Source organism: Williamsia muralis (assembly GCF_051487485.1).
Lineage (GTDB): Bacteria > Actinomycetota > Actinomycetes > Mycobacteriales > Mycobacteriaceae > Williamsia > Williamsia muralis_B.
The window spans coordinates 193,202-207,719 of record NZ_JAHVCV010000005.1 but is presented as its reverse complement, the minus strand read 5'-3'; the positions used below and the strand labels follow the sequence as shown (position 1 = coordinate 207,719).

The window sequence follows — 14,518 nt, the reverse complement described above, 5'->3', positions numbered from 1 at the left end:
CCGGTCTCTTGGGTCGAGCTCCGCTACGCTTCGTCTCCGGTCCGCCTGTGTACGGCCTGCAGCGTCGCGATCAGATCATCCACGATCTCCGAATGCGCGCCCGGCGAACGGACAACGGCAGACACCGGAACCCTCAGTGCGCGTTCGCGATCCCGCGTGAAGGCGATACCCGCCAGCGGCATGCGTTCGTACAGCACCGTCCATTCGTCGGGGTGGTTCAGCAACTCCATGGTGGCCGTGTGATCCACCGGCAACGGCGGCGCCTGACGAGGGCGCTCCAGTCCATGCCGATCGAACGCATCCCGGATCACGTTGTGCAACAACACCTGATCTCGCGCCGGCGGCAACAACAGCGGGTAGGCACCCAGTTCGGCCAACGGAACGTCGCCGGTGCCCGCGAGCGGATGCCGATCCGACATCGCCACCACCAGATCGTCCACCCACAGTCGCTGCACGGCCAGGCCCGGGCGTTCGATATCGCCTCGGATCAACGCGAGGTCGACGTCACCACCGAGTACCGCGTCGATGCGCTGATCGAAACTCTTGATGATGAACTCGATCTCGACGTCGAGATGCTCGGTGCGCAGTTGCGCGATCGCGGCCAGCGATTGCTGAGCAAACGACATGTTCGCCGCCATCCGTACCCGGCCACCAGGTGCCCGAGCCGCGGCCGTGATCATCGATTCGATGCCCAGCATCTGCCGGGCAAGCGGGAGCACCTGCGCGCCCAGCTCGGTCAGCCGCACGGCTCGGGTGGACCGTTCGATCAACTTGGACCCGAGTTCGTGCTCGAGGCGGGCGACCTGATGACTGATCGCCGACTGCGAGATGAAGCAGCGCTGCGCCGCCCGGCTGAAGCTCAGCTCCTCGGCGACAGCCACGAAATACGTCAACTGGCGAAGCTCCATGTCAGCAGCATATATGCCGAATCGCGATAAGTCCTATCTTTAGAATTCGTTTGATCAGCGGCTGATGAGGGATTACTCCTTGATGAGTCGACGCTGTACTTGGCAGATGTCGCACCCAGGAGATAAAAGGATCATGGACGCACCTTTCGCAACGACCAGCACGAATCAGCAACTCGACGCCGATGTCGCCATCGTCGGGTCGGGTTTCGGTGGGCTCACCGCAGCGCAGCGGCTCGCCAAGTCGGGTCTGCGGGTGGTCCTCGTCTCGAGCACTCCCGAGCACCTGTTCCAGCCGTTGCTCTACCAGGTCGCCACCGGCGTCCTGAACAGCGAGGAGATCGCCCCGGACGTGGCCGGCATCCTCCGCCGCCACAAGAACATCGAGGTGCGGCTGGGAACGGTGACCGCGGTGGATCCCGATGCCGGGCTCCTCACATTCCGCGGTGAGGGCGCAGCCCAGACCGTCCGGTTCCGCTATCTGATCGCGGCCACGGGTGCCACACAGTCGTACTTCGGCCGTGACGAGTTCTCACGGTATTCCTTTGCGCTCAAGACGATCGACGACGCCACCCGTCTTCGCGCACAGATCCGACGCTGCTTCGAGGAAGCCGCACGCACGGACGATCCGGACCTACGTCGGCGGTTGCTCAGCTTCGTGGTGGTGGGGGCCGGCCCCACCGGCGTGGAGGTCGCCGGCCAGATTCGCGAATTGGCTACGCGGTATTACAAACTCGATGACGTCTCGGTCTACCTCGTCGAGGGCGCGGGGGCGGCGCTCCCCGTGTACGGGGGTTCGCTGTCCGCCTATGCGCAGAGGGCCCTGGAACGTGGCGGTGTCGAGGTGGTACTCAACGCCTTTGTCACCGAGATGGATTCAGAAGGCGTCACCGTCAAGATCGGCGACGGGGCGGCAACGCGCCGCATCGCAGCCGACACCATCGTGTGGTCGGCCGGAGTACAGGCAAGCGCCTTCGCGAGCGTGCTCGCCGAGGTCACCGGAAGCGCGACCGACCGCGCCGGCAGGCTGTTGATCAACCCCGACCTGACGGTCGGTGGCTACGCGAACGTGTTCGCCATCGGCGACATGACGTCGCTGAACGGCTACCCCGGTCAGAGCCCGGTTGCCATGCAGGAGGCACGTCACGCTGCAGACATCATCAGCCGGAAGAAGCAACCGGGCACCCCGTTCCAGTACCTCGACAAGGGCAGCATGTCGGTGATCAACCGCTTCAGCGCGGTGGTGGCCATCAACGAGCGAATCCGGTTCGGCGGCTTCATCGCCTGGCTGACCTGGTTGGCAGTGCACCTGTTCTACCTCGTGGGGTTCCGCAACCGGTTCGCTGCCATCGCCTCGTGGCTCTTCGCCTTCGTGGGCAGCAACCGTCCCGGATTCGACCAGGCCGACCGGATGCCGGCGGACAAGCAACGTCGCCGCAAGGCCAGTTGAGTCAGATCTCGCCGAGGTGATTGGTGTCGTTCACCAGTCGCACCGACGCACCGCCGTCGGGGTAGAACTCGGCGAGGCTCAGCGACGCCAGATCCAGGTGCAGTCGATAGAGAATCGACGGACCCACATCGAGGGCTGAACGCAGCAACACCTTGATGGGTGTCACGTGGGATACCACCAGAACAGTCGACGACTCGTTGCCTGCGACGATCTCTGACCGTGCCTGCAGCACTCGTTCGGTGACGGTGTCGAAGCTCTCGCCCCCGGGCGGAGCGACGCTGGTGTCACCGAGCCAGGTCTTGAAGAGCTCTGGATCGCGCTCCGCGGCCTCTCGAAACGTCAGACCCTCCCACGCCCCGAAGTCGGTCTCGATCAGACCGTCGTGCACCGTGACCGGCAAACCCAATGCGGTGGCGGCTGATTCGGCGGTCTCCCTGGCCCGGCCCAACGGAGAGCTGATCACAGCGCTGACGTCCGAGGGGGTCCGTGAGGCCAGCCGCTTGGCGGCCAGTGCTGCTTGTTCGCGGCCCAGTTCGGTCAGTTCGGGGTTACCCCTACCCGAGTAGCGGCGTTCGACCGACAGCGCTGTCTGCCCGTGCCGTAACAGCAACAGACGCGTGGGAGCGCCGCGCGCGCCCGTCCACCCCGGCGACGTCGCCGGCGCCGGGACCGGCGTCGTTTTCGTTGTGCCGGTGCGGGATTCGGTTGACGCGGCAGGCTTCACACCTGCAGCGACGTCCATCGCTTCGTTCGCCAGTCGATCTGCGTGCCCGTTCTGGTTGCGCGGTATCCAGACGAACTCGACGTTGTCGAACCGTTCGGTCAGGCTCTTGGCCTCGCGAGCCAGCGGGATCATGTCCGGATGCTTGATCTTCCAGCGGCCCGACATCTGCTCGACAACGAGTTTCGAATCCATCCGCATCGTGACCGCAGCGGCCCCGAGCTCGGCAGCCGCGGTGAGCGCTGCGATGAGACCCCGGTATTCGGCCACATTGTTGGTCGTCACCCCGAGCGCCTCTTTGCGTTCCGCGAGTACCGCAGAGTGGTCGGCGTCGAATACGACCGCCCCGTAACCGGCAGGTCCGGGGTTGCCGCGTGAGCCCCCGTCCGCCTCGGCTATCACCTTCACCGGTACCTCACCCTTCGTGCCGTCTGCGCACTGCCGTCGCGTGCGATGTCGTCGAGCGCACAGGCGCCGCGGTCATTGCCGGGTCAGACCGGATTCGTTGGTACGTACCAGGATTGCGCCACACTCGTCGCACCGGACGACCTCGTCGGCCGGGGTGGCAGCGATGCGCCCGAGTAGTCCGCGGTCGAACTCCATGCGGCATCCGCCGCAACGGCCGGCCCGGAGCAATCCGGCTCCGACCCGTCCCGCTTTCGTCTGACGATCGTAGATCGCCATGAGATCGGCGTCGGCGTGTTCGAGCATCGCGTCACGCTTGGTCTGCGCCGCAGCTTCTGCCTCCGCGATCTCGGCCAACGCGACCTCGCGGCGGGCCGTGGCGTCGTCGATCAGCCGTTGGGTGTGGGCCGTCATCGCCGATGCGCGCTGCTCGTCCGCGCTGACCGCTTCCTGCTGCTCCATCACCTCGAGCATCTCGTCCTCGAGATTGGACCGGCGACGGATCAGCCCGGCGACCTCATGCTCGAGTTCGGTCAATGCCTTGGCGGGCAGATTGCCTGCCGCCAACTGCTGGTTGTCCTTCGCCTCGCGCATCGACATCGAGTTGATCTCGTTGTCGAGCCGACGCGATTCACGCAGCAGGTCTTCGGCGGCGATCTGTGCGCGAATTGCCTCGTCGCGCTGGGTCTGCAGCTGTTCGGCAAGCCTGCTCAACTCGGCGTTCTCTGGAAGGACTGCCCGCCGATGCGCGATGCGGTGCAATTCGGCATCGATGTCGGCGATGTCCAACATGAGTCGTTGGCTGGCCGGGTCTGCTTTCACCAGTGCCCTTTCGTTTTATGCATGGATGTGCAACCGTACGCGGTCTGCGACGACCCACTCGGTTCAGCTCCCGCCGCCCTCATCCGCCGTGACCCCCTCGATGGACGGTCCACGGATCAGTCGGGTCGGCGAACACGGTGGCCGAGAGCCCGGGCAGCTCGGCACCCAGGAGATCGACAACCTGCTCACACCAAGGGAACTCGGTGCTCCAGTGACCGGCGTCGATGAGCGCCGGACCACCCCCGCGCAGATGTTCGTCGACCGGGTGATGGCGTAGATCACCCGTCACGTAGACGTCCGCTCCGGCGGCCCGCGCGGCCCTGAGCAGCGAATCGCCCGCTCCACCGCAGACCGCAACGGTCCGGACCACCTGTTCGGGATCACCGGCGGCGCGTACCCCCGACGTCGACACGGGCAGGGCGTCGGCGACAAGCTTGGTGAACGCGCCCAGCGTCAGCGGTCCGGCGAGCTCACCGACCCGGCCGAGTCCCTCCCCACTGACCCCCGCGGCCAGCTCGATGAGATCGAAGGCCGGTTCCTCGTAGGGATGGGCTGCTCGCAGCGCGCCGAGAACCGCTGCGCGCACCGATGTGCGTGCAACCATCTCGACACGATCTTCGCCTACCTGGGTCAACTCACCGCGCGCACCGACCGCCGGGTCCGCATCTGCGCCGGGAAGGAACTGCCCTGTTCCGGACGTACTCCAGCAGCAGTGGCTGTACTCCCCGATCTGACCGGCCCCCGCAGCGAACATCGCCTCCCGCACAGAGGCGGCGTCGGCGGCGGGAACGAACACCGACCACTTGTCCATGGCCGCAGCAGGTTTCGGGTCCAGCGGTCGCAGGTCGGTCAATCCGAGCGCGCCGGCCAATGCGTCCGAGACCCCCGGGGATGCCGAGTCCGCGTTGGTGTGTGCGGTGTAGAGCGCGCACCCGTTCCGGATCAACCGGTGGATCAGCCGGCCCTTGGGGGTATGGGCGCCCACGGTGTCGACGCCACGGAGGAGCAGTGGGTGGTGGGCCACGATGAGGTCGACCCCTCCGGCCACGGCGAGGTCGACCACCGCGTCGGTCACATCCACGCAGCAGAGCACCGAACCGACTGTCTCTGCGGGGTCACCACACACCAGCCCCACCGAGTCCCACTCCTCGGCGAGCCGTACCGGGTATGCCTGTTCGAGTACTTTGATCACGTCTGCAAGGGCGGTCATCGGCCCACCTTTCCGATCGCATCGATCAACCCGGAGACAGTGCTCTCGTCGCGGACCGCGAGCCGGAGCGTGTCCGGCCCCATCCCGACGAAGTTGGCGCAGCTGCGCACCGCATAACCATGATCGCGCAGCCGTTCTTTGAACGCAGTGCCGTTCGGGACGGCGATCGTGACAAACGACGCCGAAGGCCGTCCCATCACCTCGACACCTACTCCCTGCAGCGCCGCGATCATCGAGGCGCGATCCGCCTGTACCTCGGCAGCCTGCGCCGCCGCGTACTCAGCCCCCTCGGAGCCCGCACACACTTCCAGCGCGACCAGCTGCAAAGTCCCCAGTGGCCAGTGGGGGCGCGCCCTGGCCAGCCGGCGCAGCAACAGGGGGTCGCCCAGCAGGTAGCCGGCGCGCAGGCCGGCGAGTGCGAATGTCTTTGTGATGCTCCGCAGGACCAGCACACCGTCGAGACGATCGCCCGCGAGGCTCTCCGGCTCCCCGGGCACGATGTCGGCGAACGCCTCATCCACCACCACGACGCGACCGGGACGCCGCAGGGCGTCGATCGCGGCGCGCGGGTGGAGCACGGACGTGGGATTGGTGGGGTTGCCCAGCACCACCAGGTCGGCAGACTCCGGCACGAGGTCGGGGTCGAGGTTCCACGGCGGCGGGAGCACCACCTGCTCGATCGCGACGTCCGCTGCACGCAAGGCGCGTTCGGGTTCGGTGAACGAGGGTTGCAGAAGCGCCGCCAGCCGGGGCTGCAACTGCGGCAGCAGCGCGAAACCCTCGGCGGCCCCGGCCAGCAACAACACCTCGGACGGGTCACGGCGATGGTGTCTGGCGATGGCCTCCACAGCCCGTCGCTCATCGTCGACCCCGGGATAGCGGGCGAGGTCGCCGATGCGGGCGTTCAGCGCTCGCAGTAGGAAGTCGGGGGTGGTGCCGCGCACGTTGACCGCGAAGTCGACGAGTCCAGGCTCCACGTCACGGTCGCCGTGACGAGCAAGGTCCGTGAGCAGCTGCCCCGCAGGAACTCGGTGTTCTCCCCCGGTCGGTGCGCTCGGCGATTTCACAGTTGTCGAGCCTACGGGCAGGATGGACTGGTGAGTTCGCGCATCGACACCAGCCTCCCCGACCCCGCCGATCTGCCCGACCCGGCCGCCGCGTCGACGGTGCTCCTGTTCGACCTCGACGGCACCATCACCGATTCGTTCGCAGGCATCGAGAAAAGTTTTCGTCATGCCCTCGACACCGTGGGCGCACCGCAGCCTGACGAGTCGGTGGTGGCGGGGATCGCGGGGCCACCGATGATCGACAGCCTCCGGCGGCTCGACCTCGATGAACCAACCGTCGATGCTGCGATGAAGGCGTACCGCGAGCGGTATGTCAGCGTCGGCTGGCTGGAGAACTCTGTGTTCGACGGCATGGACGGACTCCTCGCCGACCTGTCGGCGTCCGGCCGCAGGCTCGCGGTGGCGACCTCCAAGAATCAGTCCACCGCCCGGCGGATCCTCGAGCACTTCGGGCTCGACAAGCACTTCGAGTACATCGCGGGGGCATCCGACGACGGCTCACGGCGCAGCAAATCCGATGTGATCGGCCACGCACTGACCTCGCTGGGGATCGCCGACGTCACCGATCACGCCGTGGTGATGATCGGCGACCGATCGCATGACGTCCACGGGTCGGCCGAGTACGGCATTCCCGCGGTGTTCGTGCGGTGGGGGTATGCGGTGTCCGACGAGCACACCGACGCGGCGTGGGCTGTGGAATCGGTGGATCAGCTCCGCGAGTTGCTCCATGCCTGAACGCCTGCACGTCACCTTCGTCTGCACCGGGAACATCTGTCGTTCACCCATGGGGCAGAACATCTTCCGGCATGCCCTCGACGAGGCCGGGCTCGCCGAGCAGGTCCGCGTGACCAGCTGCGGCACGGGCCACTGGCATGTCGGGGATCCCGCCGACCTCAGGGCCCGTACCGAGTTGACGTCGGCCGGGTACGACGACGACCACACCGCAGCCCAGATCGGACCCGAGCACCTCGGAGCCGACTTGTTGCTGGCGATGGACAGCGGGCATCTGCGTGCGCTGCAGGAACTGGGTGTCGGCGACCGCGCACGGCTGCTGCGCAGCTTCGACCCCGACGCCGACGGACCGGATGTCGCCGACCCGTACTACGGATCGGACGACGGTTTCGCCACTGTTCGTCAGCAGATCGAGGCCGCCGTCCCAGGGCTCCTGGCGTGGGTGCGCGAACGCCGCTGACCCCGGGACTCCCGCAGTCAGAGCACGGCCGGTGCGATCAGTCCGTGGATGAAGCGCATCTTCGACAGCACCTGCTGCGGGAGCACAAACGGGTACAGATCCTGATGCCCCATCGATCGGTTGATCTGGTTGAGCGCCCACGTCAGTGGTAGCCACAGGTCGATGATCTGGTCGAACCCCACGTCGCCGAGCAACACGCTGTCGAGGGTGGCTCCCGCCGGCGCCATCGCGAATGCCGCAGCGGTATCGAGGGTGTCGCGGATGTGGAGGTAGTGCGCGAACGTCTCGGCCCAGTCCTCGGCGGGGTGCATCGTGGCGTAGGAGGAGACGTAGTTGCGCCGCCAGTCCGCCGGGGGCCCATCGCCGTAGTGGCGGTCGAGTGCCGCCTGGTAGTCCTCGTCCGGGTCTCCGAACAGCTCCTCGAAGCGTTCCCGGTGGTCACCTGAGCCGACCAGGACCATTTGGTAGTAGTGCCCGATCTCGTGGCGGAAATGTCCGATCAGGGTGCGATAGGGCTCGTCCATCGACACCCGCAACTGCTCGCGGTGCACATCGTCGCCCTCTGCGAGGTCGAGCGTCACCACCCCGCTGGCGTGTCCGGTGATGACCGGGTTCTTTGCGCTGGACAGCAGATCGAACGCGAGGCCAGTGTCTGGGTCAACGTCGCGCCCCCGGATGGGAAGCCCCAATTCGTCCAGTTCGAGGATCACCCGACGCTTGTTGGTCTCGGCAACCCCGAACGCCTCCATCGCGGTGGTGTCGGTGTCGGCGGGCCGCGTTCGGGTGAGCCGGCATGACTCACACAGAGTCGACGGATCTGGTTCGCCTGCAGGTGTTTTCGCGCCGGGTTCGACTTCTTGGATGATCCAGTTGCAGGAGATGAGCGCGAAATTGGTGCATCGCACCAGCTTCTGTCCGTCGAGTTCGGTGGTCGCCTCGTCGTCGAGGACATACATGGTGCGCGTCGGCATATGGAATCCGAGCGGGCTCTTGCAGTTCAGGCACAACGTGTTCTCGAACGACAGTCGCTGACCACACTTACGGCAGACAAGATCGCGCATGGGTGACGCTCCCCTCGTGGTGATGATGACGGCGTGATGCCGGCCCGTCGCCGGGCGGACCGCAGTTTTTGCACCGTCCCACTGCGTTGAGCGTAGTCGCTGGCTCGACCGCGTCGGACACGGCCGATCCGGGAATCGGACGCGACACCTTGTCGGACCTGGTGGGTGGACTCGGTACCGTGGTGATGTGCGTGTCCTGCGAAACTTCCTGCGTCCCGGATGGATCGCGGTTGCCATCGTGGTGATCGCGTTCGCCGTCGCGTGCTTCTGGGTGCTGGCCCCGTGGCAGCTGGGTAAGAACTCACGCACCGAGCATCAGAACGACCTCATCAAACGAGCCGAGTCGTCCCAGCCCGTTCCGATCGGCGACCTCTATCAAGATGGTCGTCCGGTCGAGGACGCCGAATGGAGCCGTGTCTCGGTCACCGGCAGGTACCTGCCGGACAAGCAGGCGGTGGTACGGCTGCGCTCCATCGAAGGGTCGCCCGCCTATGAGGTGCTCACCCCGTTCGCGGCCGATTCCGGCGACACCTACCTGGTCAATCGCGGATACGTGAAGCCTGTCCAGGGCACGGCCTTGCCTCCGATCATCTCGCCGCCGACCGAGCAGGTCACGCTGATCGCCCGGATCCGTGCGGCGGAGGGAACCAGTCCGGGTCGTGAGCCGCGCACCGAGGCCGGCGCCACACAGGTCTATTCCATCGACCCGGTGGTCCTCGGCCGTGCCGTCGACGTGCCTTTGGCCGCCGGATACCTCCAGCTGACCGACGACCAGCCCGGTGGACTCGGCGTCATCGGTCTCCCCCAGCTCGATTCAGGCCCGTACCTCTCCTATGGGCTGCAGTGGCTTGCCTTCGGTGTGATGGCGCCGTTGGGGCTGGGCTACTTCGTGTGGTCGGAGGTCAAGCAGCGGAAAGCCGCGAAGACCGGCGCCCCGATACCCAAGAAGCCACGCGAGCGGGGCCGCCGGACGCGGGAGGCACTGGCGGCGTCGTCCACCGGCGCAGTGGTCCATTCGGAGGCGCGTGGGTCGATCGGCTCAGGGCCGACGAGCGCGCCGGACGACAAGCTGTCCGACCGCTACGGTCGCTAAGGCGCCGATCTGTACCCGGCGGGACAACGCCGCGGCGCGGTACAGGTCGCGGCCGGTGGGCGCACGACCGTCGCCGAGCGTCGGGCGAATCTCGGTCCGGTGCCGGTAGACCGTGACACCGCCGAGCTCCACGCCGAGTGCTCCCGCGAACGAGGCCTCGACCACACCCGCATTGGGACTGGGGTGTGCCGATGCGTCCCGACGCACCGCGGTGGCCGCCCCGGCCCGGTCGTCGCCGAGCGCCACCACCAGCAGTGCGGTCAGGCGGGCGGGCAAGAAGTTCGCCACGTCGTCGAGCCGAGCGCTTGCCCAGCCGAAGTTGGAATACCTGCTGTTGCGGTATCCGACCATCGCATCGAGCGTGTTGATCATCCGGTACGCCAGCAGTCCCGGGATCCCGGCGATCGCTCCCCAGACGAGCGGACCCACTGTTGCATCCGAGGTGTTCTCGGCGACGGACTCAAGCGCGGCGCGGGCCATCCCCTCTGCGTCGAGACTGTTCGGGTCGCGCCCGCACAGACTGGGTATCAACGCGCGGGCGCCTTCGAGGTCATCGGCGGCCAGCGAGTCGGCCAGACGCTCGCCCACCGACGTCAGGGAGGTACCGCCCAAGGTCGCCCAGGTGATCAGCGCCGTCGGCAGCACCCCGGCACGGCGGCCCATCACGCCCGCACCGGTGACCACTCCCACGCACGTGACGGTGAACATGGTTCCGGCCCAACGTGAATCGCGATACAGGATGCTTTCGAGCCTTCCCGCGGCGATACCCATGCCGGCCACGGGGTGATAGCGCGTCGGGTCGCCGAAGATGCGGTCGAGGAGATACCCCGCGGTCAGCCCGAGGGCGCGGTCCCAGCCAGCAGTCACCATGGTGTGCTCATCCTAGGACTTGGTGAGGCGCGCCCGGCGATCACAGCAAGTGAGGGTACCCTCATTCCTGCTTGGTGCCGCTTCAACGACGCAGCGGTGCCCGGCCCACCCCGGGGCACTGGTTCCGACATCACGAACAATGGTGAGCTAATGAGAACTACAAACCTGCCAGACGACCTTGACTACGCCGGCGACCAGCGACTGTGGTTGTCGGGCTTCCTGGCCGGTTTCGACGCCGGCTCGACGACCGATGGCGCCGTCGCGGCCGACCGCGACGCAGTTCTGGCCGCCGCCCGAGCGGCACTCGCCGAGCTCGACAGCGGGGTGTCGGCCCCGGAGATACCCGGCGCCGAGGAGATCGCAGACCGGCCGGCCAAGCCGAAAAGGTCGCCGTGGACCCGCAAGAACCCCTATGCCGCCACGCTTGTCGCCAATCGGCCACTGCGCGGCTCGGACTCGGCGAAGGACGTCCGTCACGTGGTCTTCGATCTCGGCGACAGCGACATCGATTACGAAGCGGGCGACGGCCTCGGCATCCGGCCGGTCAACGACCCGCACCTGGTGTCGGCGTTGATCACCCGGATCGGGGCAGATCCGCACCAACCGATCTCCACCCGCGCAGGCGAGTTCACCCTGGTGGACGCGTTGACACACGAGTACGAGATCTCGCTGCCCACCCGCGACCTGATCGACTTCATGGCCGAACGGTCGCGCGATGCCGAACTCGATCACGTTCTGTCCACCGAGGAACGTGAGGCCCTCGAAGGATGGTTGTGGGGCAAGGACGTCCTCGACCTGCTCGACCTCGAACCCGCGCTCGAGATATCCGCGACCGAGTTACTCGAACTCCTCAGACCCCTGACCCATCGGGTGTACTCGATCTCGTCGAGCCCACTGACCCACAAGGGCATGGTTCATCTGACCGTGTCCGCGGTTCGGTATCGCTCGGCGCAGCGCGACCGCCGAGGGCAGTGCTCGACCTACCTCGCCGACCGGCTCAAGGCAGGCGACACGGCCGGTGTCTTCTTGTCGAAGAACCGCTCGTTCCGCCTGCCCGACGACGACTCGGTACCGGTGATCATGGTAGGCCCGGGTACAGGCGTTGCCCCGTTCCGCTCCTTCCTCTACGAACGCAAGGCCCGCGGCGCTCGGGGACGCAACTGGCTCTTCTTCGGGGACCAGTTCCGGGCAACGGACTTCATGTACGAAGACGAGATCGTGCAATTCCGCCGCGACGGCGTCCTCGACCGACTTGAACTGGCGTTCTCACGGGACCAGGAGCAGAAGGTGTACGTGCAGGACCGGATGCGGGAGAACGGCGCAGACCTGTACACCTGGCTGGAGGACGGTGCGCACTTCTACGTGTGCGGCGACGCCTCGCAGATGGCGAAAGATGTGGACTCGGCCCTTCATGACGTGGTCGCCGAGCACGGCGGATTCGATGCCGAGACCGCGGAGGACTACGTCAACACCCTCAAGCGGGAAAAGCGGTATCTGCGAGATGTGTACTGACCTCTGATGGGCCGCGCATCGCGACAACCCAAGGCCCGCAACGATTCCGGCGGGCCGCAGCCCGGCGTGTACCCGATCGACACCGGCAGTTGCGAGCTGGTTCGTGACCACCTCACCGACGGCTGGATACTGAACGTCAACGGCGTGCAGAGTTCTCACATCAACCTCTCCGACCCCACCCAGCTGGACTTCGAGTACATGCAGTGGATGGCCGCGCTCATCGCTGACCGCTGGCCGGCCTCGAGCCGACTGCGTGTTCTCCACCTCGGCGCCGGCGCGTGCTCGATGGCTCGCCATCTCGCTGCCAACTATCCGCAGGCGCGGCAGGTCGCGGTCGACATCGACGACACACTGGCTCGGCTGGTGCGGGAATGGTTCGATCTGCCGCGTGCTCCCCTGCTCCGACTGCGGGTGGGTGACGCCCGCGAGGTCACCGAATCACTCACCGACAACAGCCGTGATCTGATCATTCGCGACGTGTTCTCCGCCGCCGTCACCCCACCGGCACTGACCACCGCCGAGTTCGCCGCTCAGGTCCGTCGGGTGCTGGCCCCTGGCGGTGTCTACATGGTCAATTGTGGTGACACCCGCGACCTTTCACTCGCCCGATCAGAGGCTGCCACCATGGGGACCTTGTTCGAGCACCTCGCCATCATCGCCGACCCTGCGATGCTCAAGGGCCGTCGTTACGGCAACATCGTGATCGCTGCCGCCGACACCCCGCTCGGCGAGTCACCCGCAGTTGCCCGGACACTTCTCGGCGGCGGCGTTCCGGCGCACATCTGGCTCGACCCGAAGGTGCGCTCCTTCGCCACGGGTGGCCGCGTTCTGCACGATTCGACCGGATGACCCCGCAGGCACAAGGGTGTGATCACGGCCCGATGTTGCCGCCGTAGGTCGCGATCTTGTACTCGGTGGCCGCCAGCGACAGCTCCAGTTCGCGGATGCGCCGGGCGATCGTGTTGCGTTGCTCCACCATGATGGCGAGACGCTCGGCAACCGTCTGCTCCCCTTGGTCGACCAGTTCCACATAGTGCTGCAGGTCCCGCATCGGCATGCCCGACAAGCGCATTCGGGAGATGAAGACCAGCCGCCGATTGGCGGCGCCGTCGTAGGCACGGCGGCCGGCGAGATCTCGTGGCACCGTGACCAGGCCGGCTCGCTCGTAGTAGCGAAGTGTGTGCGCAGACACGCCGAGCAGTTCGGCCACGTCGGCGATGCCCAGCGGGCCGTCCACGTCGCCGGTGTCGACCAGGCCGTGGACCACCTCGACGGTCGTCGACTCGTCACCGCCCTGCAGCGCCTCGAGCGCTCGACTCATCAGATCTCGGGTCGCCATGATCCAACGCTAGACCGGTCGAACCGATTCTGGGACGCCCGGAAAGTCCGCGCTCTCGGACAGTGCGGCGATCGTGTCGAGTTCCTCGAGTCCACGTCGGTGGGCGGCGGCGAGCCGACGTACCGCTTCACGTCCGAGTGGGACCCTCAACGGCGCGCTCTCGGCGTCGACCAACGACCGGATGATGTCCGCCGCGCGAGCGGGATCGCCCTCCTGCTTCCCGTCTACGGCCAGCATGTCGGCGCGCACCGCAGCCAACAGACTGCCGTACGTTTCTGACGGCGATGCGAGCTTGAGTACGTCGGGTGCGTTGAAGCCCGTTCGGAAGCGGCTCGGCTCGATGATGAGAACTCTGATGCCGAATGGTTCCACCTCCCCCGCCAACGCTTCAGACCACCCTTCGAGGGCGAACTTGCCCGCGGAGTAGGACCCGGCACCCGGGAATGACACGCGTCCGCCTTGGCTGCTGACCTGCACGATTGTCCCTTTACCCTGCTCTCGCATACCGGGCAGTACCGCCCGCACCAGGGCTGCAGGACCAAACAGGTGCTGGTCGAGCATGTCTCGCATTTGCCGGTCGTCGATCTCCTCGGCTGCTCCGATCTGCCCCACTCCGCCGTTGTTGACCAAGACGTCCACCGCGCCGAAGCGCTCCGCGGCGGTGGCGACGAGGTCAGCTGCAGACGCGATGTCGCGCACGTCGTGGCGAACCGCCAGCAGCGCGTCGGGGTAGGTGGTGAGCAGAACGGCGATCCGCTCGGGTCGTCGCATCGCGGCCACCACGCGGTCCCCTGCCGCCAACGTGGCTTCGGTGAGGGCCCGTCCGATGCCCGAGGATGCGCCCGTGATGATCCAGTTCTTTGTCATGGTT

15 protein-coding genes are annotated in these 14,518 nt (G+C 66.6%); 6 read left to right on the top strand and 9 right to left on the bottom strand.

The features are described from left to right. Positions 1-23: 23 nt before the first annotated feature. On the bottom strand, positions 24-908 hold the full coding sequence (locus tag KXR83_RS15265; protein ID WP_437425539.1) for a LysR family transcriptional regulator: 885 nt from the start codon (positions 906-908) through the stop codon (positions 24-26). Positions 909-1,041: 133 nt separating this feature from the next. Here KXR83_RS15265 and KXR83_RS15260 point away from each other — a divergent pair, with 133 nt between their 5' ends. After that, positions 1,042-2,355 (top strand): NAD(P)/FAD-dependent oxidoreductase, encoded by a 1,314-nt coding sequence (locus tag KXR83_RS15260; protein WP_437425538.1) that lies wholly within the window; start codon positions 1,042-1,044, stop codon positions 2,353-2,355. 1 nt (position 2,356) lies between these two features. On the opposite strand, the gene KXR83_RS15255 is transcribed toward KXR83_RS15260, so the two are convergent. From KXR83_RS15255 to cobC, 4 genes are all read right to left on the bottom strand, one after another. After that, a complete protein-coding gene (locus KXR83_RS15255; protein ID WP_437425537.1) occupies positions 2,357-3,484 on the bottom strand; it encodes a bifunctional RNase H/acid phosphatase in 1,128 nt (375 codons plus the stop codon). A 72-nt stretch (positions 3,485-3,556) separates the two neighbouring features. Further along, on the bottom strand, positions 3,557-4,303 hold the full coding sequence (locus tag KXR83_RS15250; protein WP_062799600.1) for a zinc ribbon domain-containing protein: 747 nt from the start codon (positions 4,301-4,303) through the stop codon (positions 3,557-3,559). A gap of 79 nt (positions 4,304-4,382) precedes the next feature. Continuing rightward, complete coding sequence (locus KXR83_RS15245; RefSeq protein ID WP_437425536.1) at positions 4,383-5,513, bottom strand: Nif3-like dinuclear metal center hexameric protein; 1,131 nt, start codon at positions 5,511-5,513, stop codon at positions 4,383-4,385. Next, positions 5,510-6,580 carry an Rv2231c family pyridoxal phosphate-dependent protein CobC gene (gene cobC / locus KXR83_RS15240; protein WP_437425535.1) on the bottom strand — a complete coding sequence of 357 codons (1,071 nt, stop codon included), beginning with the start codon at positions 6,578-6,580 and terminating at the stop codon, positions 5,510-5,512. Before cobC ends, KXR83_RS15245 begins: the two co-directional genes overlap by 4 nt. Before the next feature lie 30 nt (positions 6,581-6,610). Here cobC and KXR83_RS15235 point away from each other — a divergent pair, with 30 nt between their 5' ends. Further along, positions 6,611-7,315 carry an HAD-IA family hydrolase gene (locus tag KXR83_RS15235; RefSeq protein WP_437425534.1) on the top strand — a complete coding sequence of 235 codons (705 nt, stop codon included), beginning with the start codon at positions 6,611-6,613 and terminating at the stop codon, positions 7,313-7,315. Next, positions 7,308-7,772: a low molecular weight protein-tyrosine-phosphatase gene (locus KXR83_RS15230; RefSeq protein WP_437425533.1), complete on the top strand. Its 465-nt coding sequence runs from the start codon at positions 7,308-7,310 to the stop codon at positions 7,770-7,772. Before KXR83_RS15235 ends, KXR83_RS15230 begins: the two co-directional genes overlap by 8 nt. 17 nt (positions 7,773-7,789) lie before the next feature. Here KXR83_RS15230 and KXR83_RS15225 read toward each other — a convergent pair whose 3' ends face one another. Continuing rightward, the gene (locus KXR83_RS15225) at positions 7,790-8,833 is read right to left on the bottom strand and encodes a zinc-binding metallopeptidase family protein (RefSeq protein ID WP_437425532.1); all 1,044 of its coding nucleotides are present in this window, start codon (positions 8,831-8,833) and stop codon (positions 7,790-7,792) included. 187 nt (positions 8,834-9,020) lie between these two features. Here KXR83_RS15225 and KXR83_RS15220 point away from each other — a divergent pair, with 187 nt between their 5' ends. Continuing rightward, complete coding sequence (locus tag KXR83_RS15220) at positions 9,021-9,926, top strand: SURF1 family cytochrome oxidase biogenesis protein (protein ID WP_437425531.1); 906 nt, start codon at positions 9,021-9,023, stop codon at positions 9,924-9,926. On the opposite strand, the gene KXR83_RS15215 is transcribed toward KXR83_RS15220, so the two are convergent. Beyond that, the gene (locus KXR83_RS15215) at positions 9,873-10,796 is read right to left on the bottom strand and encodes a cobalamin biosynthesis protein (protein WP_437425530.1); all 924 of its coding nucleotides are present in this window, start codon (positions 10,794-10,796) and stop codon (positions 9,873-9,875) included. The genes KXR83_RS15220 and KXR83_RS15215 overlap by 54 nt on opposite strands. A 150-nt stretch (positions 10,797-10,946) precedes the next feature. Here KXR83_RS15215 and KXR83_RS15210 point away from each other — a divergent pair, with 150 nt between their 5' ends. Both KXR83_RS15210 and KXR83_RS15205 read left to right on the top strand, forming a co-directional pair. Next, the gene (locus KXR83_RS15210; protein WP_437425529.1) at positions 10,947-12,308 is read left to right on the top strand and encodes a sulfite reductase subunit alpha; all 1,362 of its coding nucleotides are present in this window, start codon (positions 10,947-10,949) and stop codon (positions 12,306-12,308) included. Positions 12,309-12,314: 6 nt separating this feature from the next. Next, on the top strand, positions 12,315-13,157 hold the full coding sequence (locus KXR83_RS15205; protein WP_437425528.1) for a spermidine synthase: 843 nt from the start codon (positions 12,315-12,317) through the stop codon (positions 13,155-13,157). A gap of 22 nt (positions 13,158-13,179) precedes the next feature. Here the strand turns inward: KXR83_RS15205 and KXR83_RS15200 are convergent, their stop codons facing one another. After that, positions 13,180-13,647, bottom strand: coding sequence for a MerR family transcriptional regulator (locus KXR83_RS15200; protein WP_437425527.1), 468 nt, complete (start codon positions 13,645-13,647; stop codon positions 13,180-13,182). A 9-nt stretch (positions 13,648-13,656) separates the two neighbouring features. Then, positions 13,657-14,514 (bottom strand): SDR family NAD(P)-dependent oxidoreductase, encoded by an 858-nt coding sequence (locus tag KXR83_RS15195; protein ID WP_437425526.1) that lies wholly within the window; start codon positions 14,512-14,514, stop codon positions 13,657-13,659. Positions 14,515-14,518 lie beyond the last annotated feature (4 nt).